This window comes from Micromonospora haikouensis (genome assembly GCF_000876225.1).
Lineage (GTDB): Bacteria > Actinomycetota > Actinomycetes > Mycobacteriales > Micromonosporaceae > Micromonospora > Micromonospora haikouensis.
Map to the genome: position 1 here is coordinate 132,038 of NZ_JXSX01000001.1, position 19,326 is coordinate 151,363.

Below are 19,326 nucleotides of genomic sequence, written 5' to 3' on the forward strand. Positions count from 1 at the left end.
AGGACGGCTTCCGCGCGCCCCACCCCCGTCTCGCGGCGGGGGTCCCCACCGGCCGGGCGGCCCGTACGATCGGGGCATGCGACGCTGGGTGCCGGACCTGGGTGACACCTGGGTGCCCGGTGCCGTGGCGGTGTCGCAGGTGCTGTGGTGGCTCGCCGCGCGGCCGGACCCGCGGCTGGCGCCCGGCGTCTGCGCCATCGCCGTGGTCGCCGTGGTCGCGCTGCTCTACCGCCGGCGGGTGCCCGGTCCGGCGCTGGCCTGCGCCGCCCTGGCCACCGCGCTGGCCGCCCCCGCCGTCGGGTCCGCACCGGCAGGCCCGGCCGCGGTGGTGCTGACGGCGTACGCGCTCGCGGTGCACCGCACGGCGGCGGTCTCGGCGGCCGGCGCCGCGGCCGTGGTGGCCGGGTTCGCCGTGACGACGGCGGCCTCCGGCGGGTCGGTGCGGACCACTCTCGCGGTCGCACTCCAGCTTGGTGCCGTGGCGGCCGGGGTGTGGGCGGTCGGGCGGTTCCGCCGGCGGGTCCGCGCCGACCGGGCCTCGGCCGAGGTCTTCCGGGCCGCCGTGGACGGGTTCGTGCCGCTCGCGGTCGCGCAGGAGCGTCGGCGGCTCTCGGCCGAGCTGCACGACGTGGCCGGCCACCGGCTGACCGCGATCCTCGTGTCCGCCGGTGCGGCGCTACGCCTCGCCGACCCGGTGCTGCGGGAGCGGGCGATCGAGCACGCGATCGGTGCCGGGCAGGCGGCGGTCGACGATCTGGACCGGGTGATGGCGTCGGCGGGACGGGATGGCGAGGTCGGCATCGAGGCCGTCGACGAGTTGGTGGCGGGCCACCCGTGGGTGCGCTACGAGCGCACCGCGCGGATCGTCCCGCCGGCCGTCGCGGCCCTGGCGCACGGGATCGTCCGCGAGGCGCTGACCAACATCATGCGGTACGCGCGGGGCGCGGCGGCGTCGGTACGGATCACCGCCGACCCCGGCGGGTTCACCGTGACGGTGCTCGACCGTGGTGGCAGCCGCGCGGCCGGCGACGTGGGCAGCGGGCACGGCATCGCCGGGCTTCGCGCCCGGGTCGAAGCGGTCGGCGGCGACCTGGACGCCGGACCGGACGGACCGGGGTGGCGGGTCCGAGCCCGGCTGCCATGGCGACCCGAGGCGACACCGGGCACGCCGCCGAGAACCGGAGCGACGCCGGGCGTCCGGACGTGGGCCGGCGCGGCGGTCCGCGACCGGGCGATGGTCGTCCTCGCGCTCGGGCTGTCCATGGGCACGGTGCTGCTGCCGGGCGGAGACAGCCCCGATCCGCTGGCCGCGCCGATGCCGGCGGCGCTGCTGGTCGCGCTGCTGGTGCTGCACGCGCTGCCGTTGGCGTGGCGCCGGCTCGCGCCCGGCCCGGCGCTGGTCGCGGCGCTGGCGATCCAGGTCGCCTGGCTTGCTGGCACCGCTGCTGGCTGGACCCGGCACGACCCGGCGGAGACGTTCCTGTGGTGCTGGTGGGTCGAGCTGGCGCTGGTGTACGCGGTGGGCGCCTACCGACCCGCAACCGGCCTCGGGTTCGCCGCGCCGTTGGCGGTGGCCGCCGTGGGCGGGGTGGCCCTGGGCTCGGGCACCGACATCACCGGAAACCGCGCCGCGGCCGGTGCGGTGCTGGGCGTCATGCTCGCGGTACCGCTGGGCACTGGCTGGCTCGCCGGCAGGCTGATGACGGCGCGCCGGTCCCGCCGGGCGGCCGCCGAGGCTGCCGCACGGGAGACCGTGCACTGGCACGCCGACAGCGCGGCGCGGGACGAACGCGCGCGCATCGTGGACGGCCTGCGCGGCAGCGCGCGGGCACACGCCACCTCAGCGCTCGCCGCGGCCGAGGCGGGCCGGCTGGACGAGGTCGCAGCGCAGGCCCGCGCCGGCCTGGTCGCCCTTCGACGGCTGTTGCACGGGCTGCCCCAGGACTGGCCCGACCCACCGCCCGCCATCGCCGCCCTGTTCGACCTGGCGGCACGCCGCCGGTCGGCGCTGCGGTTCGTCGGCGAGCCGCGGTCCTTGCCCGCGCCCCTGGAGGTGGCCGCGCACCGGGTGGGCGCGGCGCTCATCGCCGACGGCGCGGTGGCCACGGTGACATACGGCGCCAGCGGCATCGGCCTGGAGGTACGCCGCTGCCCGCCCGTCGGTGCGGAGGTGCTGCGGTCGCTGCGGGAGTCGACGGACGCTGCCAACGGTTCGGTGGCGGTCGACACCGACCGCACCACGGTCCGCGTCTGGTTGCCGGAGGCGCTGCGGTGATCCGGGTCATCGTCGCCGACGACGAGGCCACGGTGCGCGCCGGCATCGCCGCGATCCTCGATGCCGAGCCGGACATCGCGGTCGTCGGCCAGGCCCACGACGGCGACTCGGCCGTCGCGCTGGTCGCGTCGACCACCCCCGACGTCGCCGTCCTGGACGTGCGCATGCCTGTCCGCCGGCCTCCTGCCCCGGATCCGTCGGTTTGGGGGGTCCGCCCGGACGGCCCTCCGCCGAGCCCGCCGACCTGCGCCGACGGGATCGCGGCGGCCGCCGCGATCGGGCAGCGGCACCCGGCGACCCGGATCGTCATGCTGACGACGTTCGGCCTCGACGAGTACGTGTTCGCGGCGCTACGCGCCGGAGCGGCCGGGTTCCTGCTCAAGGACGCGGAGCCGGAGCGGGTCGTCGATGCCGTCCGGGTCGTCGCCGCCGGGGACGCGATGCTCGACCCGGGGGTCACCCACCGGCTCATCGACCGGTTCGCGACCGGTCCCGGGCCCGAAGACGCCGCGCGCCTCGGCGGGCTGACCCCACGCGAGACGCAGGTGCTGCACCAGGTGGCACGCGGGCTGTCCAACGCCGAGATCGCGGCGGTCCTGGGCATCAGCGCGTCGACGGTCAAGGACCACGTCGCGGTCGTCCTCGGCAAGCTAGACGTGCGCGACCGGGTGCAGGCAACGATCGCGGCGTACGAGGGCGGGCTGATCCGCCCGGGAGTGGGCGAGCAACAGGCCCTGGAATCGTCGGGGCGCCACGGGTCTCCACCGTCGAAGGGCCGGCTGCTCGGATGAAGGTCCGGCTGGTCGACCATGCCGCACCAGGCCCCTACCGCCCCGTCGACTCCCTGAGTTACGCGCGGCTGTCGGAGATCGGCTCTCTCGACGAGGTGCTCGCCTTCGTTGGCGGGCTGCACGCGGCGGACCCCGGGGTCCGGTTCCTCTGCACCCTCGACGACCTGAACCAGTGCTGCTACACCAGCATGCACGCCGCCGAGGACGACCGCATCCACACCCCGTACGGGCAGATCGACTTCGACGACCCGCGGGCGGTCCACGCCCACCGCCTGGCGAGCGGCTGGCCGCGGCCCCGCCCGAACTGCGGGCAAGGATCTGGGCCGAGGCCGCCGCCGCGGTGCTGCGATGTGACCCGGCGCAGGCACTCGATCTGCTCGAACGGTACGCACCGGAGGAGTCGCTACCCGGCCCGCTCGACGCGTACGGACGACTCGCGGCACACGATCCGGGTCGCGTCGCCCGGCTGCTCACCACACCCGGCCGCGCGGCCTGGCTACGACGGACCGCACTGCCGCCGCCTCGCGGTCCTGCCCACCGACGAGCTGGTGCCCCTGGCAAGCCGGTACCGGGAACACAGCCGGGCGCTGGCGACGCTGCTCGACGCCGTCGCCCCGGCCCGGCGCGCGAACCTGTACGACCGGGCACTGTCCGAGGTCGACACGGCGATGCTGATCCCGGCTGCCGAGATCATGGAGGTGCTACCGGCCGCGGTCCGGATCCGCGAGGCAAGGCGGGTGCTGGGCCTGGCGAAGATCCAGGAGCGCGAGGCGGAGGTACGCCTCTGGAGCGCGTACCTGGCCTGGCCGGACGCGTCAGCGGCGCTGGGCGTCGCGCTGCGCTCCGGTGACGCGCGGTGCGATGGCGCTCGGGAATGGCCGCCATACAATCGCGGTAAGGCGGAGCGCCAGGCCGAGATCCCGGCACCGGTGTGAGGGAGGGGTCAGGATGTTCGGCAGGATGTTTGAGAGGGTGGTTCGGTGGCTTCCGTCCATTGTGGGTTTGGGCCGGCATGTGAATGTGAGGCGTGGTCGTAACCGGTAGGGCCCCGGCCGCGTTGGGCCGATCATGGGTGAGCGTGCGGCGTATCCGAGCGACCTGAACGATGATCAGTGGGCGGTGGTCGGGCCGTTCCTGCAGGCGTGGAAGGACCGGCACCCGTCGGTGTCGGGGCATCAGGGTCGGTACGAGTTGCGAGAGATCGTGAACGCGATCTTCTACCAGAACCGGACCGGGTGTCAGTGGGCGTACCTGCCGCACGACCTACCGCCGAAGTCCGCCACCTACTACTACTTCGCCCTGTGGCGTGATGACGGCACCGACCAGGTGATTCATGATCTGCTGCGGTGTCAGGCCCGGGAGAAGGCCGGCCGTCGGGAGGATCCGAGCGCGGTGGTGCTGGATACCCAGTCGATCCGGGCGGCGAACCACGTCCCGGCCGCGACGACCGGCAAGGACGCCGCGAAGAAGGTCCCAGGCCGGAAGCGGGGCCTCGCGGTCGACGCCCTCGGGTTGATCATCGCCGTGGTGGTCACGGCGGCGTCGGTCACCGACAACGCGATCGGCATCCGGCTGCTGGACAACGTCCTCGCGCACACCCCGACGGTGACCAAGGCGTGGGTCGACGCCGGGTTCAAGGACGACGTGCAGATCCACGGCGCGATTAACGGTATCGACGTCGAGCAGGTCCTTCGGTCCGACACGACCGCCGGGTTCGTGCCCGTGAAGCGCCGGTGGGTGGTCGAGCAGACCCACGGCACGCTGATGCTGCACCGCCGCCTGGTCCGCGAGTACGAAAGCCGACCGGCCTCGGCGGTGTCCCGCACCTGGTGGGCCTCGACGGCGAACCTGGTGCGTCGGTTGACCGGCACCGCCACCACGTCTTGGCGTTACCAACGGTGACCCAGCCGACGCTGCTGACCCTGCTCACCGAACGCGAAACCGCCGCCGTCCTTGCCGTTGAGCGGCTCCGCACCCAGATCGCCTCCCTCGACGAGCAACTCACCGCAGCCGAGACCGAGGTCGCCGAACTCGCCATCACCCGCAAGACGCTCCTGAGCCTGGGCGGCCCACTCGACACGACGGCACCTGCTGATCCGACCGTCGCTAGCCCCGCCTACCAACAGATCCTTGCCGTATTCCACGCCGGGACCGCGCCGATGCGCGCCAAGGACATCTGCCAGGCCCTCGGCACCGGCGCCACCGCCAAGGACACCGAGAATCTCCGCGCCAAGCTCAAACGCCTCGTCGCCCGCCAGATCCTCACCGAACCCGAGGCCGGACTGTTCACCCTGGCCCCGCCGACGACCTCGGCGTAACCCCACCAGCAGGGCCTCCAACGAACCGCCAAGCCCACATCAGACAAAGGCTCCCGAACCACCCTCTGACGCGATGATCGGCAGGATCATCGGTTCGACGAACAACCTCAGCGCTCAGATGGACCAGCTCAGGCCCGACCTGAGTCGGGAATCGCTCGGCGTCGGGCCCGACTTCCCCGGGATCGCCCCGAACCCGCTGATGAGCAGTGATGCGCGGAAGCGCAATGCGGAACTGCGTACGGGGGCGCTTGCGCTCGGCGTTCTCGTCGACTGGCGGGAGGTGAACAGCAACCCTCGCGTGATCCTGATGTTCGACGTGGAGACCGCCGACGGCATCTCGTTCCGCGGTATCGCAGACGAAGGCCTCACGATCACCGAGCTCACCCGACTCGCCCCAGGGCAGACGTTGCCCGTGCGCTACCGGCCGGCCGTCATGGACCACTACGTCGCCCTTGCCCGGGACGCGGACCCCGCTTATGTGCAGCAACTCTCTGACGAGATCGCGCGCCGCAAGCGGACCTGATCCGAAGCCATTGAGCGTTCTTCAACTGGCTTTGTGCTGGTGGGGATGGGTTCGGGTGCCCCGACAGCGGGTTGAGGTGAGGCTCCCGGTAGGACAGCGATCGACCAAGAAAGATGCCCCCACCGGGAGCCTCGTCGCTGTCTCACCCCGCCTCGATTCCGTTGTCCAACCGATCGTTGAACCACCTCGCTGACCTGATCCACGCCCACCGCCACCAGCAGCGATCCCACTGGCGTCGACTCAGCCCCGGCCGGCAGGCCCTACTCGCACTGGCTCATCTACGCAACGGCGACACCTTCACCCGTCTGGCCGCGGGCTTCGGCGTCAGTGTGGCCACCGCCCTGCGCGCACAGGGCCGCGACATCATCCGTACGACGATCGACGACTTCCTCTTCCCCCGCGCACAGCGCTACCCGCGCGGCGAGTACTCCGCCGAAGGCTGCTACCTCCACACCCACGACCACGACGCGCTGAACCGAGTCCTGCTCGACCCGCTCGGGCCGGGCGGAGATCGACGCTTCCAACCCGCGGTCTACGACCACACCACCGACACCACGCTGTCCCCACCGATCAGGACCGCCCCCACCGACGCCGTACTGATCTTCGACGGCGTCTTCCTCCTGCGCCCAGAACTGATCGACCAATGGGACCTGCGCATCTCCGTGTCGACCGCCCTCGACAAGACCGTGGATCGCGCCGTGATCCGCCAACGCCAGGTGTCATCCCGCGCCGACATCATCGTGCACAACGACGACCCCCAGCAGCCGACCTGGGAAACCCGAACACACGACCACACCCGATTCGGCATCGAGGCCGAACGCTGACCATCCCGAAGGGCAGTCCCCCACCGTGTAGGGGCTGTACTAGCAGGCGCGCCAGTCGACCAGTTCCCACCGCACCGATATACCCGCGCCCACGCACAGTCCGGCCGTGTCACGTACCACCGGTAGGTCCCGGCGGGACGCGTGAGGTGGCCCGTCATGCCGACGGCCCGGCGTGCCCCCCGGGGCTCCGCCGCGCTGGTCAGAAGTGCGGGAATCAGGTGCGTGGACCTTTCGGCAGTCACCGGCGACCCTTGGCCTGGCCGTTGTCCCGACCCTTGTTCGGCACCTGTGCCCGCCCAGGTCAACCACGACCGACCACCCAGACGTCCACCCAGCCAGGCAAGATCCACGACACTGACCACAGTGGACAGCAGTCGCACCCCGACGCACTGGCACCCGTCCATGATCCAGACCAGCCGACACGCAAACGCACTGGTCAGCACCAACCAGCACGAACCCCGGCCGGGACAGCACACCGACAACGCAGCACCATCGGAGCACCAGATTCCAAATCCTGGGACGATCCGTCCCAACCCACAGAAGCGATCAAGGCCGCGACCGGCGTTTCCGCTGGTCACGGCCTTGATCGTGAAGTGCGCCCGAAGGGACTCGAACCCCTAACCTTCTGATCCGTAGTCAGATGCTCTATCCGTTGAGCTACGGGCGCTTGCTGCTGGGCCAGTCTACACACCGGCTTTCGCGCGGAGACTCCGGGATTCGAACCCGGGAGGGGCTTTAAGACCCCAACCGCATTAGCAGTGCGGCGCCATAGACCAGACTAGGCGAAGTCTCCCAGGTGGCCCGTAGACCACCGCGCCCGAGGATACAGGCCCGCACCCTTCCGGGGCAAAGCGACTATCGCAGCGCTGCCGGCGGGGCGGGAAGGAACGCCCGGTGCCGGGCGGACGGGTGCCTCCCACGCAGGCGTTTCCCCGCTGTGCGGCTCCCGGATCGGGGCTAGGCTCCATCGACATGGAGGAGCAGTCGCCGCGCGACCCGTCCCGCCGCGAGCCTGGTGAGGGTGCGCGACGACGCCGTTCACCGAAGGCGGCCTTCATACCGCCGGTCGTCCCCGAGCCCGCGCCACCGCCGGCGGAGGATCAGGCACCCGAGGGCCCCGAAGCTCCGAAGGCCCCGCGCCCCCGGTCGCGCCGGCCGCGAGCGGCCCCCGGGGTGATCTTCCAGCCGCCCGCACCCGACCAGCCGGCATCGTCGCCGCCGGGCCCGGGGCGGGTCGCGGCCCGGCCGGCCCCGGCTTCTTCTGCGGCCTCGGAGGCGCCCGCGCCGGCCGAGGGTACGGCTGGGCGACGTGATCAGCCACACACGGACGCCGGAGAGGCGCCGGCCGGGCCCGCCGAGGTGGAGCCGGCCGGGCAGTCCGCCGCAGGGGACGTACCCGCGAGGACATCCGGGACCAGCCCCGCCGGGGAAACGCCCGGACCGAGCGCCGATGCTGCAGCGGAGGTCGGGAGGAAGCCGGGCGAGCCTGAGCGGGCTGCGACGGAGGACACCCCCACCCGCCCGGCCCCTCGGCCGCGGGCTGTCCGGAAGGCACCTGCCCGGAAGGCGACGCCAGGCAGGGCGGCCGCGCCGGGCGGGACAGCCGCGAAGGCGAGCGAGCCGCGACGGGCCACTCCGGCAGGGAAACGATCGGAGGGGGCCACCACCACCCCGGCCGGGCCGGTGCCCCCGGTCGTGTCCGTGTCCGAGCAGCCGACCCGCCCGGGCCCTGCCCCGGAGGCCGACGCCGGTACGGGTGGACGGGCACCAGGGGCGGCGTCGGCGCGTATCTCCGAGGATGGCCCGCGGGTGACGGCCGGGTGGGCGCTCGACCACCCGGACCTCGCTCCGGAGCTGCTCGCCCTCGCCGCCGTGCGGACGCTCGGGCCGCGCGCGGCCGACTGGGCCGCGTGGCATCGCGCCGCCTACCCGGCGGCTACGCCGGACGGGTTGGCCCGGCTCGCGACCCGGCGATTCGTCCGGCTGGCCGGGGCGGGTGGGGCCGTGGCGGCGCTGGCCGGCCTGTTCGCCCCGGTCGTGGAGCTGACGGCGGTGTTGTGGGCGCAGGCCAACCTGGTGCTGCACCTGGCGGCGGCGTACGGACGGGATCCGGCCGATTCCGAGCGGGCGGTGGAGCTGCTGGTGTTGACCCGGGTGCGTCCGGATGCGCAGAGCGCCCGGGCGGCACTGGACGCGGCAGAGCGGATGAGGGCGGAGCGGACGGCGGCGGAGCGGACGGCGACGGGACGGGGGTCGGCGGGGCAGGCGACGGCGGGGGCGCCGCAGGCGGCGAGAGCGGTCTGGCGGCTGGCCGCGCCGCTGACCGGGCGGCCCGGCGGGTGGTTGGGGGTGCGGGTGGTGTCCCGGCTGCTGCCGGGGGCGGCGGTGCTGACCGCGGCCGTGGGCGACTCGGCCGCCGCCGAGCGGCTGGCGGCGCGGGCCGTCGCCGCCTACCGCCCGCGCCCGGCCTCGACCCCGGCCCCGGAGGTGCCGCCCCCGGGGCCGGTCAGAGCCAGCTGAACCAGGCCTTCGGCAGGAGCGCGTAGCCGACGAAGGCGACCACGTCGAGCAGGGTGTGCGCGACGATCAGCGGCATCACCCGCTTGGTGCGCAGGTAGAACAGGCCGAACACGACGCCCATCACGGCGTTGCCGACGAACGCGCCGAAGCCCTGGTAGAGGTGGTAGGAGCCGCGCAGCACGGCGCTCGCCGCGAGCACCGCGCCGAGCCGCCACTGGAGCTGGCGCAGCCGGGTGACCAGGTAGCCGACGACGATCACCTCCTCCAGCACGGCGTTCTGCGCGGCGGCGAGGATCAGCACCGGGACGGCCCACCAGACGTCCGGCAGGCCGGCGGGCACGAGGGTGGCGTTGACGCCGAGCTGGGCGGCGGCCCAGAACAGGGCGAGGCCGGGCAGGCCGATGAGCGCCGCGAGGCCGGCACCGCGGGCCAGGTCGGAGCCGGGCCGACGCAGGTCCACCCCGAGGGTACGGCCGGGGTCGCCGGGGTCGCGGGCCAGCAGGTGTACGGCGAGCAGCACCGGCAGCAGCGCGAAGACGATGCCGAGCAGCTGGTAGGTCAGGTCGAGCCAGGGGCGGGCCGAGTGCGAGGTGTTCAGCGCGGCGGTCTGCTTGGACAGCGGGCCGTCGGCGGTCAGCTTCGCGATGATCGACACGAGCGCGTAGACGGCCGACTGCCCGAGCGACAGCCCGAGCACCAGCAGCGTCTCCGTGCCGAGGACCCGGCGGGACACCGGGCGGGTGAGCTCCTCAACGGTCACCGCACCACTGTGCCCGACCACCCGGCCCGGCGGACACGGGTCAACCGGGCGGTGTGAGGCGATCGCACATTCTGTGCGACCGACGGGCACGCTCCGTGGACATTCTATGGGTGCCCGATCGCCGTCAGCCCGATCCGCCGTCAGGAGGAGCGCCCCCGTGGACCATGTCGCGCGGTTGCTGAAGGAGAGCTGGACCCTGGTCGAGGAGGACCGGGACCGGCTGAGCGGTCACTTCTACGCCCGGCTCTTCCTCCTCGACCCCGCGCTGCGTCCGCTCTTCCCGGTCGAGATGACCGGCCAGGGTGACCGCATCCTCGACGCGATCGTCACCGCGACCCAGGTGGTGGACGATCCGGAAAGCTTCGACGAGTATCTTCGCTCGCTCGGCCGGGACCACCGGAAGTACCACGTCGACGCGGCGCACTACGAGACGATGGGTGTCGCGCTGCTGGATGCGCTGCGCAGCACCGCCGGCGACGGCTGGAACCTGGAGTACGACCAGGCCTGGCGGGACGCGTACGGGGCGATCTCGGCGAAGATGCTGGCCGGGGCGGCGGCGGACGACAATCCGCCGTTCTGGCACGCGGAGGTGTTGACCCACGAGCGGCACGGGCAGGACACCGCGGTGTTGACGGTGCGCGCCCTCCAGCATCAGCTGCGGTGGCGGGCCGGCCAGTACGTCAGCGTCGAGGTGCCCCGGCACCTGCCCCGGGTGTGGCGGACGTACTCGGTGGCGAACGCCCCGAACGACGACAACGTCCTGGAGTTCCACGTCCGTACGCCCCCGGGGGCCGGTTGGGTCTCCGGGGCGCTGGTGCGGCGCACGAGGCCGGGCGACCTGCTGCGCGTGGCCGCGCCGATGGGTTCGATGGTCCTGGACCGTGACTCCGAGCGGGACGTGCTCTGCGTTGCCGGCGGGGTGGGGCTGGCCCCGATCAAGGCGCTGGTGGAGGAGCTGGCCGGCTGGAACCGGGCCCGCTGGGTGCACATCTTCTACGGTGCCCGCCACGCCGCCGACCTGTACGGGCTGGCCGGGCTCCGCGAGCTGGTGGAGGCCCACCCGTGGCTGTCGGTGACGCCGGCGTGCAGCGAGGAGCCGGACTTCGACGGCGAGCGGGGTGACATCTCCGATGTGATCACCCGCTACGGCCCGTGGACGACCCACGACTGCTACGTCTCGGGCTCCGCGCGGATGGTCCGGTCGACGTTGCGGGCCCTCGCGGAGGACGAGGTCCCACCGCCGAACATCCGGTACGACACCTTCGGCGACCTGTAGGTCGGCCGGCAGCCGTCGTTCCCCGCCCGGCCGGCAAGCCGGGCGGGGTCGGTGGCAGAGAAGCTTTCCTCCCCCCGAAAAAGACCGGGTCGCGTGCCCCCGCCCCCTGGGGCACGCGACCCGGTCCCCCTCTCGTTCCAGGGGCACCCGGCACGGATCACTTCGACTCGGGGTCGCCTCCGCTCAGTACCGCCAGGGGGTGCCGGTCTCGCGGTATTCCTCGACGGGCACCAGCGGCACGCCGGGCGTCATCCGGTCGACGTACAGGCGGCCTTCCAGGTGGTCGACCTCGTGTGCCACGAGCCGGGCCATGGCGAACTCGAACGAGGTGATGAGGCGGGTGCCGTCCCACTGGGCATGTTCGACGTCGATGCGCAGCGGCCGGGGCACCAACCCGCGGTGGTCGAAGAAGGAGAGGCAGCCCTCGTACTGCTCGTCGGTCTCGGGGGACGAGTCGACGACCCGGGGGTTGAGCAGCACCACCGGCTCGGCGGCCCGGTCGGGCGGGCGCACGACGGCGGCGGCCCAGGCGAGGCCGAGCTGCGGCGCGGCGATGCCGACGCCCTTGCTGAACGGGTGCAGCTCGTCGAGGCGGACGAGCGCCGAGCCGAGCCGTTCGACGACCTCCCGGGCGATCCCCTCCTCGGCGGGCAGGTCGAACTGGCGGCTGGGCTGGCGGAGCAGGTCCGCGCCGCGCTGGACGATGCCGAGCCCGCGCATCCGGTCGCTGGCCCGCACCCGGGCGACGCCGGCCGGGCCGCCCGGGTCGGAGTCGGGCGGGCGGCTGCGGAACCGCCACTGCAGCCGGTACCGGGCGTTGAGCGGCGGGTCCTCCGTCGCCCAGTCGAAGACGGCCCGGTCGGCGCGGTCGTGTCGGACGACGGGGCGGCGAAGCGGCCCTTCCTCCGCCGAGAGCGAGGTCTCCAGCCCCCAGACCTGGGGGTCCAGCTCCGCGGGGAGGTCCAGCCGCACCGCCAGGTGCCGGGTGGGCAGGCGTACGGCGCGCTGGAACCAGGGGCCCCACTTCTCGCGGCCGACCTGGTACGCGTATTCGATGGTGACCCGGTCGCCGGGGTAGAGCGGGAACCGGCCCTCGTCGTTCTCGAAGAGCAGCCAGATCTCCTTGAACGCGTCCCGGTCGTGTTTGGCCCGCCAGTGCATCGGCTCGGGCTGCCCGCCGCCGTCGTCCCGGTGCGCCCGCAGTTGCAGCTCGGCGAAGGTGAGCGGGTGCTCCCGGTGGTGCCGGTTGGACCGGCCCGGGTCGTTGGGGTAGCGGTCGACGGCGACCCGGACGAGGTAGCGGGTGACCGGTTCGGTGCCGGCGTTGTAGAGCTCCCGGCGGATGAGGCAGTGGTAGGCGTCGTCGGTGTGGGTGAGGACGGCCTGTTCGCGTTCGACGATGAGCCCGGTGCCGGGGGGCATCCACTGGCCGGGGGCGGGGTGGTCCCGGGCGGGCGTGGCGGAGCGGCCGTGCCGCAGTTCGTCGTACTCCCGGAAGCGTTGCCAGATCGCGCCGCTGGCCTCCAGGACGGCCTCGGCCCGGCGGGCGAAGTCCTCCGTGGGTCGGTGCCGTCGCCCCTCGACGTGGCTGACGTAGGACGGGTCGAAACCCATCAGTGTGGCCAGCTGCTTCTTGGACAGCCCCCGCTCGGTCCGGTGCCGGGCAAGTTCGGCCGCGAACGACTCGGCGGCCCGCTCGATGGGAGAGGTCGTCATCAGCTTCCTCAACGCCGGGGAGTATCAGTTTCACGTTCCGTACGTGAACGCGCACAGGAATGACATCTTGCCGACACTCAACTTGACAATTCACCCATGAACGTCAATCATTTCGCGACCCGAGCGCCGGCCTCGCGCCTCCCGCCGCCCCCGGACTTCCGCCCGCCGGCCCTGCGACTCGACGCCGTTCCGGGCCCCGGCCCGGCGTTTCCGCCACCCCGGGCAGGGTAGTAGCGGCGCACGACCCTCCCGGTCGACGGGCCGCCGGAGTGACCGGAGCCTCCCTCCAGCACCCAGGTGAGGCTTTCCTTATCCGACCGGGATGGTTAGGCTAGCCTTAGTTCACTGGCCGGCGTGTCCGGCGGGCGCAGAGGCGGGGGGATCAGGTGACAGCGGTGCTGCCCACGCGGGAGACCGCGACGCCGCTCGCCCCGGTGACCGACACCCTGCGCGCCATGTTCGGCACCGACGACCTGCCCGGTCTCGCCCCGGGGCTGCTCGTCACCGACGACCGGTTCGGCTGGGCCCCGGCCACCACCCTCGTCGACGGCAGCCGGCTGCCCGAGCTGCTCGCGGCCGCCGCGCTGCGCTGGGGCGGCACCCCGCACGCCTGCGCCGCCCTGGCCTGGAAGTCGTACAGCTACTGGGCCGCCCTGCCGGCCGTCCTCGGCTGGGCGGCGGCCCGCCGGGTCCCGCTGCTCGACCCCACCGACGTGTTGATCCACTTTGAGGACCATCGCCCGCTGGTCACCCTCGGGCTGCGCCGGTCGACCACCGTCGCGGTGCTCCCCGGCGACCCGCTGGCCCTGGCGGGGCTCCCCGAGATCCGGGTCGTCGCCGACGAGGCCGCGCTGCTGGCCGCGCTCCGCGCCTCGCTGCTCGACGCCCACCTCGCCCCGCTGGTCGCCGCCATCCAGGCCGAGGTCCGCATCGGCGCCCGTACGCTGCTCGGCTCCGTCGCCTCCGGCATCGCGCACGGCGTCCTGCGGGCGGCCGACGCGCTGCCCGGCCCCGCGGCCCGGCACGTGGAGACGCTGCTCGGCGCGCTCGACCTGGCGGACCTGGTCGAGCTGGTGCCCGGCCCGGCCGGCGAGCCGACGGTCCAGCGCCGCACCTGCTGCCTCGCCTTCACGCTGCCCCGGCCCAAGGTCTGCCAGGGCTGCTGCCTCCGCTCCGCCTGACCCGCCGGCCGCCCGCGCTGACCCGCCGGCCGCCCGCGCTGACCCGCCCGCGCTCGCCAACCGCCCGCGCTCGCCGGCAGACCGGGCCCTCCGGCCGGCCGCCGCCGGGCTTCAGTTCGTCAGCGGGCGGACGTCCCACACCCAGGCCCCGCCGGTGTACGTGGGGCGGATGCCGGTCAGCTCGGTCATGCCCCGGCGCAGCGCGTCGGCGTGCTCGTGCGGGCCGAGCACGACCACCCCCGCCCGCCAGTACCGCAGGTCGTCCACGGCGCTGACCCGGGTCAGCGGGGTGACCGGGGGCACCTGGCCGGTGCGCCGGATGGTGATGAAGAAGCTGCTGGTGGGGCGGGGCGGCGCGGTGAACAGGGCGATCCGCCCCTCCGGTGCCCGGGGGCGGGTGTCCGGCCCGAGGAAGTAGCCGCGCGCCAGCGGCAGGTCCAGCCCGGTGGCCGCCGACCAGCGCAGCGGGTCCGGGTAGTCGGTGTCGGGCAGCGGCAGGGTCACCACGCTGCGGCCGCCGGCCACGTACGGACGCCAGGCACCGGAGGTGACGAACTCGGGCACGGGGTCGAGGCGGGCCGAGGGCAGCGGGGTGGGGAACGCGGGGAGCAGCGCCATGGTCAGCACGGTGGCGGTGGCGAAGCGGATCTGCGGCCGGGCGGCGGGGTAATCCCGGGCGAGCCGGCGGGCGCGGTCCGCGCCGAGCGCGAGCAGCACCCCGACGATCGGTACGGTCGCCAGCGCCCACCGGGTCGGCACCACGGAGTGCAGGATCGGCAGGTCCTCCAGCGCGGCCCAGGGGCCGGCGATCCCCGTGGCCCGGCCCTCGAACTGGATCTCGCGGCCGAGCGACAGGACGGCGAAGAGGAGGCCGACCGCCGCGAGGCCGAGCACCGCCGGGCTGCGCCGCAGCCACCACACGATCGCGCCCACCAGCACGACGAGCGGCCAGCCGAAGAAGCCGTTCTCCTCGGTGGGGTTCTTCACCAGCTCCCGGTTGGCCTCCGGGTTCCCCGCGACCGACTCGCGGGCGAACGCGGTGAACGCGGCCAGGTCGGTGCGGTAGCCGCGGATCAGCCGGGACAACCCCTCGTATGCGCCGGGGCCGAAGAACTGCACGTAGAGCGGGTAGGCCAGCAGGGCGGCGGAGAGGACGGCGGCGACCGCGAGGCCGGCGAGGAAGGGCCGGGCCTGCCGGCGCAGGTCGGGCCGGCCGAGGGCGAGCGCGACGACCACGACGCCGAGCCCGATCGCGGTCATCAGCAGGATCTCCAGGTTGATGAACGCCTGCCAGACGATTACGAGGCCGAGCAGCACGCCGTTGCGCAGCCACCGGCCCCCGTCCGCCAGCCGCAGGGTGCGCCAGACGATGAGCGGCACGACGAACTGGCTGACGATGTTGGGGTGGGCGTTGGCGTGCGACACCATCGCGGGGGCGAAGGCGCAGAAGCCGGCCCCGAGCCAGGCCGGCCCCCGGGCGCCGATCAGCACCCGGGAGAGCACGAAGTACCAGGCGGTCGCGGTGGCGATCATGCCGCCGGTGAGAAAGACCAGGAATGCGGTACGCGGGCCGAACAGGACGGTGATCGGCGTCATTGGCAATGAAATGGACAATACGGATGTATTAGCCATCAGATTCACGCCGTCCGGCACGTTCATCCGGTCCGAGCCGAACGGGTATGCGAAATCGGTCACCACGCGCGCGCCGTGCGCCAGCATCCATTCGAAGAGCGCCTGATCGGATCGGTTGTCCCGCACCCCGTGCGCCGGGTTCAACCAGAAGCGCAGCGTCACCCAGAACGCGATCAGCGCGAAGCTGAGCACGGCGGCGGCGTCCGTCCACCGACCCCGGCGGGTCGCCGCAGCACCGGCCCGCCGCTCTTCGCGGGCGCCCTGCGCCGGGGAGCCGCCCCCGCCGCCCCCGGCCTCGCCGTCGGGGCGGCCCGATTGATTAGTAGTCATGACAATTCGTAGAGTAGTCAGGGTTTGGCACTGACGTGACATGTTTCTGGGGACTGGCGTACTATGTGCCGGGTTCGCCGACCGCCGATCTCGTGCCCACCCCCGACCGCAATTCGGCCACTTCGGTGCCCCGATTTCCCCGCCGTCCGCTTCGGATGGTTCACTCTGTCGGTCCCGGGGCAGGTCGAGTCACACCGTGAGGAATCGACGCATGGCAGATATCACTGGGGATCAGCGAGTCCAGTCCGAGGTCCTCGAGGGGCTCGCGACGGCGGTCAACCACCGCAGGTGGTTCGTCGAACTGGCCGTCCCGCACCTCGGTGACAACCCTATCGAGATCGGCAGCGGGCTGGGCGACTACGCCCTGGAGTGGTCGGCGCACCTCCCCCGGTTCACGGCCACCGAGGCCGACCCGGATCGACTGATCGCGCTGAAGGAGCGCCTCGCCGAGCAGCCGACCATCGAGGTGCGGCAGATGCTGCTGCCGCACTCCGAGCGCGGGGACTACAGCGCCGCCGTCTCGTACAACGTGCTGGAGCACATCGAGGACCACGTGGGCGCGCTGCGCAGCATGCGCGACCTGGTCCGGCCCGGCGGCAACGTGATCATCATCGTGCCGGCGTTCGAGTTCGCGATGAGCCCGGCGGACATCGCCACCGGCCACGTCCGGCGGTACACGAAGAAGACCCTGGCCGCCGCGATGACCGAGGCCGGCCTGACCGTGGAGAAGATCCACTACGCGAACGCGCTCGGCCTGATCGGCTACTTCATGGCGACCAAGGTCTTCCGGCTGATGCCGAAGGAGGGCCCGATGGTCAAGGTCTACGACACCCTGGTCCTCCCGGCGACCAAGGCCGCCGAGCAACTGGTCCGCCCCCCGTTCGGCCAGTCCGTCTTCGCCGTCGCCCGGGTCCCCGCCTGACCCGAAGCCCCTCCTGCGACGATCTTGCACTTAGGGCCCCGACAGAACGGGCAAAGGCCGCGAGCGGCGGGCCCCAAGTGCAAGATCGCGGAAGCGGAGTGGGGCAGGGTCAGTCCTTGACCTGGTACGTCGGGCGGATCACCGCCCGGGCCAGGGTGTGGAAGGCCAGGTTGAAGCCCACGTACGCGCAGCTCGCCCCCGCGCCCACGTCGAGGCGCTCGACGTCGACCGCGTGCACGGCGAAGACGTACCGGTGCGGGCGGTCGCCAGCGGGCGGGGCGGCCCCACCGAACCCGGTGTCGCCGTAGTCGTTGCGGACGCTGAACGCGCCGCCCAGGTCGGCCTCCTTGACGCCCCGGGGCAGCTCGGTCACCGAGGCGGGCACGTCGACCAGGACCCAGTGCCAGAAGCCGCTGCCGGTCGGCGCGTCCGGGTCGAAGCAGGTGACCACGAAGCTCTTCGTCTCGGCCGGGAAGCCCGACCAGGCCAGGTGGGGCGAGACGTTCTCGCCGCCGACGCTGCCGTGGGCGTACCGGGCGTCCATCGGCTCGCCGTTGTGCACGTCGTCGCTGGTCAGGGCGAACGACGCGACGGTGGGCAGCAGCTCGTACGGGTCCGGGGCGATCGGTCGTTCCAGGGACATCGGGGATGGTCCTTCCGGTGGACGTGATTTCCTGCGCCCCTTCTTACCCCGCGACGTCCCGCCTATCGACCACCGGCACGCTTTCGATCCCTGCCCGTCGCGCTGCCTGCAAAGCCCTTGACGCGACGGTGTCTGCATCCACCGTCAGAGGCGGCGGATGACCAATCCGGGCTTGACGTCTGCGGCGGCCGACAGTTGCGCGATGTCCTCGGGGTCGCTGGTGAACACGATGCCGCCGCAGGCCAGGGCAACATTGACCACGCAGGCGTCGACCACGTCACGCGTGCCCGCCTTGCCGCACAGGACACCGGCCGCCTTCGCCAGCTCGACCCCGACCGGAACGACCTCGCAACTGTGCAGGAACCGACCGAGCTGGACCTGCCGACGGGCATCGCGCCACGCCTGGCCCACCACGACGGACGGGATGAGCAGGCGTCGCCCCTCCTCCACGGCCAGGTGGTGGATAACCCACATCCGCCGGTCGTTGCCGTCGATCGCGAGCAGCACCCCGGCGTCGTAGACGTAGGGAATGCTCACGCGGCAGCTTGCCCTGCGACACCGAGCGCCTGCGCGTCGGCGGCGGCCATCTCGGCGCGCGCTGCGGCGAGTTCCTCCACCGTGAACGCTCCGTGCTCGGCTTGCCACTCCGCGACCAACCGTCGACCCACCCGCCGCCGGAGTTCGCTCTCCGCTGCGCTGGCGACCAGCCTCGACAGCGGCACTCCATCCTCACTAGCGGCCGCGCCGAGCGCTTCGACCAACTCTTCGGGGAGGGTGACGGTAATCTTCCTAGCAGCCATACAATCACCATACCGTGATATGGCGGTCTACCACACCGCGCCGCGGCACCACTTCATGGGTATTTTCGCTGCCCAGGAAGCGGAGGGTGTGGGATTCGAACCCACGAAGACATCGCTGCCTTACCGGTTTTCAAGACCAAGAGTTACACGGCCCTGACCTGCCCCGATGGCACCTGATCGGTGACAGCCGACACGTACACGACATGGAGGGAGCGAAGGTAGAGCGCGAAAAACGGTAGACGTTCACTCCGGCCGACATCCGGAACATGGGATTACCCCCGCGTACGCGGGGAACAGGGTGGGACGTCGCTGGAGGCGGCGTGGTGGTGGGGATCACCCCCGCGTGCGCGGGGAACAGACGTAGACGTCAGCGCCGGACCACAGCGCCGCCGGATCACCCCCGCGTGCGCGGGGAACAGTTGCCGCAGCGGGAGCACTTCACGGGGATCTCCGGATCACCCCCGCGTGCGCGGGGAACAGGCGAAAAGCGCCGCCGGAAACCGAACGGTCACGGGATCACCCCCGCGTACGCGGGAAACAGGCCGGCGACGCCGGACAGAAGCGCGATGATCGAGGATCACCCCCGCGTACGCGGGGAACAGCTTGCCCTGATCGGGCTACAGCACGCTAACACGGGATCACCCCCGCGTACGCGGGGAACAGTGCCCCTGCCGCTTCGCCGCGATCCACGCGAGCGGATCACCCCCGCGTACGCGGGGAACAGGATGAGGCGTGGATCTGCACGACCGCCGCCCTGGGATCACCCCCGCGTACGCGGGGAACAGTCGCCGTTGATGACCTGGTCGGAGAAGAAC

At 72.6% G+C, this 19,326-nt stretch carries 17 protein-coding genes, 2 tRNA genes and 1 CRISPR repeat array (1 of these 20 running past the window's edge); of the genes, 11 read left to right on the plus strand and 8 right to left on the minus strand.

Annotated elements, in window-relative coordinates; translation table 11 throughout:
• The first annotated feature begins 76 nt into the window (after positions 1 to 76).
• The 7 genes from TK50_RS34630 (at position 77) to TK50_RS35560 (ending at position 6,731) form a co-directional block, all read left to right on the plus strand.
• Complete coding sequence (locus TK50_RS34630; protein ID WP_043960810.1) at positions 77 to 2,275, plus strand: histidine kinase; 2,199 nt, start codon at positions 77 to 79, stop codon at positions 2,273 to 2,275.
• Complete coding sequence (locus tag TK50_RS34635; RefSeq protein ID WP_043960811.1) at positions 2,272 to 3,066, plus strand: response regulator transcription factor; 795 nt, start codon at positions 2,272 to 2,274, stop codon at positions 3,064 to 3,066. The genes TK50_RS34630 and TK50_RS34635 overlap by 4 nt, the downstream gene beginning before the upstream one ends.
• Complete coding sequence (locus TK50_RS34640) at positions 3,063 to 4,001, plus strand: hypothetical protein (RefSeq protein ID WP_043960812.1); 939 nt, start codon at positions 3,063 to 3,065, stop codon at positions 3,999 to 4,001. Before TK50_RS34635 ends, TK50_RS34640 begins: the two co-directional genes overlap by 4 nt.
• A gap of 133 nt (positions 4,002 to 4,134) precedes the next feature.
• Entirely contained in the window at positions 4,135 to 4,968 is an 834-nt protein-coding gene (locus TK50_RS00535) for an IS5 family transposase (RefSeq protein WP_043960813.1), read from the plus strand.
• A complete protein-coding gene (locus tag TK50_RS00540) occupies positions 4,965 to 5,384 on the plus strand; it encodes a hypothetical protein (RefSeq protein ID WP_043960814.1) in 420 nt (139 codons plus the stop codon). Before TK50_RS00535 ends, TK50_RS00540 begins: the two co-directional genes overlap by 4 nt.
• Positions 5,385 to 5,457: 73 nt before the next feature.
• Positions 5,458 to 5,907: a hypothetical protein gene (locus tag TK50_RS00545; RefSeq protein WP_043960815.1), complete on the plus strand. Its 450-nt coding sequence runs from the start codon at positions 5,458 to 5,460 to the stop codon at positions 5,905 to 5,907.
• Between the two features lie 113 nt (positions 5,908 to 6,020).
• Entirely contained in the window at positions 6,021 to 6,731 is a 711-nt protein-coding gene (locus TK50_RS35560; RefSeq protein ID WP_338390892.1) for a transposase family protein, read from the plus strand.
• 594 nt (positions 6,732 to 7,325) lie between these two features.
• Here TK50_RS35560 and TK50_RS00555 read toward each other — a convergent pair.
• A tRNA-Arg gene (locus TK50_RS00555) sits at positions 7,326 to 7,398 on the minus strand.
• A gap of 35 nt (positions 7,399 to 7,433) precedes the next feature.
• Positions 7,434 to 7,524, minus strand: a tRNA-Ser gene (locus TK50_RS00560).
• Positions 7,525 to 8,540: 1,016 nt separating this feature from the next.
• On the opposite strand from TK50_RS00560, the gene TK50_RS00565 reads away from it, so the two are divergent.
• Complete coding sequence (locus TK50_RS00565; protein WP_199485950.1) at positions 8,541 to 9,251, plus strand: hypothetical protein; 711 nt, start codon at positions 8,541 to 8,543, stop codon at positions 9,249 to 9,251.
• Here TK50_RS00565 and TK50_RS00570 read toward each other — a convergent pair.
• Positions 9,238 to 10,011 (minus strand): CPBP family intramembrane glutamic endopeptidase, encoded by a 774-nt coding sequence (locus TK50_RS00570; RefSeq protein ID WP_043960816.1) that lies wholly within the window; start codon positions 10,009 to 10,011, stop codon positions 9,238 to 9,240. The genes TK50_RS00565 and TK50_RS00570 overlap by 14 nt on opposite strands.
• A gap of 157 nt (positions 10,012 to 10,168) precedes the next feature.
• Between TK50_RS00570 and TK50_RS00575 the strand changes: the two genes are divergently transcribed.
• On the plus strand, positions 10,169 to 11,287 hold the full coding sequence (locus TK50_RS00575) for a globin domain-containing protein (RefSeq protein ID WP_043960817.1): 1,119 nt from the start codon (positions 10,169 to 10,171) through the stop codon (positions 11,285 to 11,287).
• 183 nt (positions 11,288 to 11,470) lie between these two features.
• On the opposite strand, the gene TK50_RS00580 is transcribed toward TK50_RS00575, so the two are convergent.
• Positions 11,471 to 13,003 (minus strand): peptide deformylase, encoded by a 1,533-nt coding sequence (locus tag TK50_RS00580; protein ID WP_043960818.1) that lies wholly within the window; start codon positions 13,001 to 13,003, stop codon positions 11,471 to 11,473.
• Positions 13,004 to 13,458: 455 nt separating this feature from the next.
• Here TK50_RS00580 and TK50_RS00585 point away from each other — a divergent pair, with 455 nt between their 5' ends.
• Positions 13,459 to 14,184, plus strand: coding sequence for an IucA/IucC family C-terminal-domain containing protein (locus TK50_RS00585; protein ID WP_422119933.1), 726 nt, complete (start codon positions 13,459 to 13,461; stop codon positions 14,182 to 14,184).
• Between the two features lie 111 nt (positions 14,185 to 14,295).
• On the opposite strand, the gene TK50_RS00590 is transcribed toward TK50_RS00585, so the two are convergent.
• Entirely contained in the window at positions 14,296 to 16,146 is a 1,851-nt protein-coding gene (locus TK50_RS00590; RefSeq protein WP_241773887.1) for a DUF6311 domain-containing protein, read from the minus strand.
• A 211-nt stretch (positions 16,147 to 16,357) separates the two neighbouring features.
• On the opposite strand from TK50_RS00590, the gene TK50_RS00595 reads away from it, so the two are divergent.
• Positions 16,358 to 17,068 carry a class I SAM-dependent methyltransferase gene (locus tag TK50_RS00595; protein ID WP_043960820.1) on the plus strand — a complete coding sequence of 237 codons (711 nt, stop codon included), beginning with the start codon at positions 16,358 to 16,360 and terminating at the stop codon, positions 17,066 to 17,068.
• Positions 17,069 to 17,177: 109 nt separating this feature from the next.
• On the opposite strand, the gene TK50_RS00600 is transcribed toward TK50_RS00595, so the two are convergent.
• The 3 genes from TK50_RS00600 to TK50_RS00610 form a co-directional block, all read right to left on the minus strand.
• Entirely contained in the window at positions 17,178 to 17,711 is a 534-nt protein-coding gene (locus TK50_RS00600) for a YbhB/YbcL family Raf kinase inhibitor-like protein (protein WP_043960821.1), read from the minus strand.
• Positions 17,712 to 17,855: 144 nt separating this feature from the next.
• Positions 17,856 to 18,248 (minus strand): type II toxin-antitoxin system VapC family toxin, encoded by a 393-nt coding sequence (locus TK50_RS00605; RefSeq protein ID WP_052503557.1) that lies wholly within the window; start codon positions 18,246 to 18,248, stop codon positions 17,856 to 17,858.
• Positions 18,245 to 18,511 carry a ribbon-helix-helix domain-containing protein gene (locus tag TK50_RS00610; RefSeq protein WP_043960822.1) on the minus strand — a complete coding sequence of 89 codons (267 nt, stop codon included), beginning with the start codon at positions 18,509 to 18,511 and terminating at the stop codon, positions 18,245 to 18,247. Before TK50_RS00610 ends, TK50_RS00605 begins: the two co-directional genes overlap by 4 nt.
• 269 nt (positions 18,512 to 18,780) lie before the next feature.
• A CRISPR array of direct repeats spans positions 18,781 to 19,326; the repeat unit is 28 nt; unit sequence GGATCACCCCCGCGTGCGCGGGGAACAG (it continues 1,129 nt past the right edge of the window).

What these genes read in the sequence shown, in the direction of transcription:
- TK50_RS34630 (WP_043960810.1), top strand. Translation starts at nt 77, where the DNA reads ATGCGACGCTGGGTGCCGGACCTGGGTGACACCTGGGTGCCCGGTGCC.
- TK50_RS00590 (WP_241773887.1), bottom strand. Translation starts at nt 16,146, where the DNA reads ATGACTACTAATCAATCGGGCCGCCCCGACGGCGAGGCCGGGGGCGGC.
- TK50_RS00610 (WP_043960822.1), bottom strand. Translation starts at nt 18,511, where the DNA reads ATGGCTGCTAGGAAGATTACCGTCACCCTCCCCGAAGAGTTGGTCGAA.
- TK50_RS34640 (WP_043960812.1), top strand. Translation starts at nt 3,063, where the DNA reads ATGAAGGTCCGGCTGGTCGACCATGCCGCACCAGGCCCCTACCGCCCC.
- TK50_RS00600 (WP_043960821.1), bottom strand. Translation starts at nt 17,711, where the DNA reads ATGTCCCTGGAACGACCGATCGCCCCGGACCCGTACGAGCTGCTGCCC.
- TK50_RS00585 (WP_422119933.1), top strand. Translation starts at nt 13,459, where the DNA reads ATGTTCGGCACCGACGACCTGCCCGGTCTCGCCCCGGGGCTGCTCGTC.
- TK50_RS00580 (WP_043960818.1), bottom strand. Translation starts at nt 13,003, where the DNA reads ATGACGACCTCTCCCATCGAGCGGGCCGCCGAGTCGTTCGCGGCCGAA.
- TK50_RS00595 (WP_043960820.1), top strand. Translation starts at nt 16,358, where the DNA reads ATGGCAGATATCACTGGGGATCAGCGAGTCCAGTCCGAGGTCCTCGAG.
- TK50_RS00545 (WP_043960815.1), top strand. Translation starts at nt 5,458, where the DNA reads ATGATCGGCAGGATCATCGGTTCGACGAACAACCTCAGCGCTCAGATG.
- TK50_RS35560 (WP_338390892.1), top strand. Translation starts at nt 6,021, where the DNA reads ATGCCCCCACCGGGAGCCTCGTCGCTGTCTCACCCCGCCTCGATTCCG.
- TK50_RS00535 (WP_043960813.1), top strand. Translation starts at nt 4,135, where the DNA reads ATGGGTGAGCGTGCGGCGTATCCGAGCGACCTGAACGATGATCAGTGG.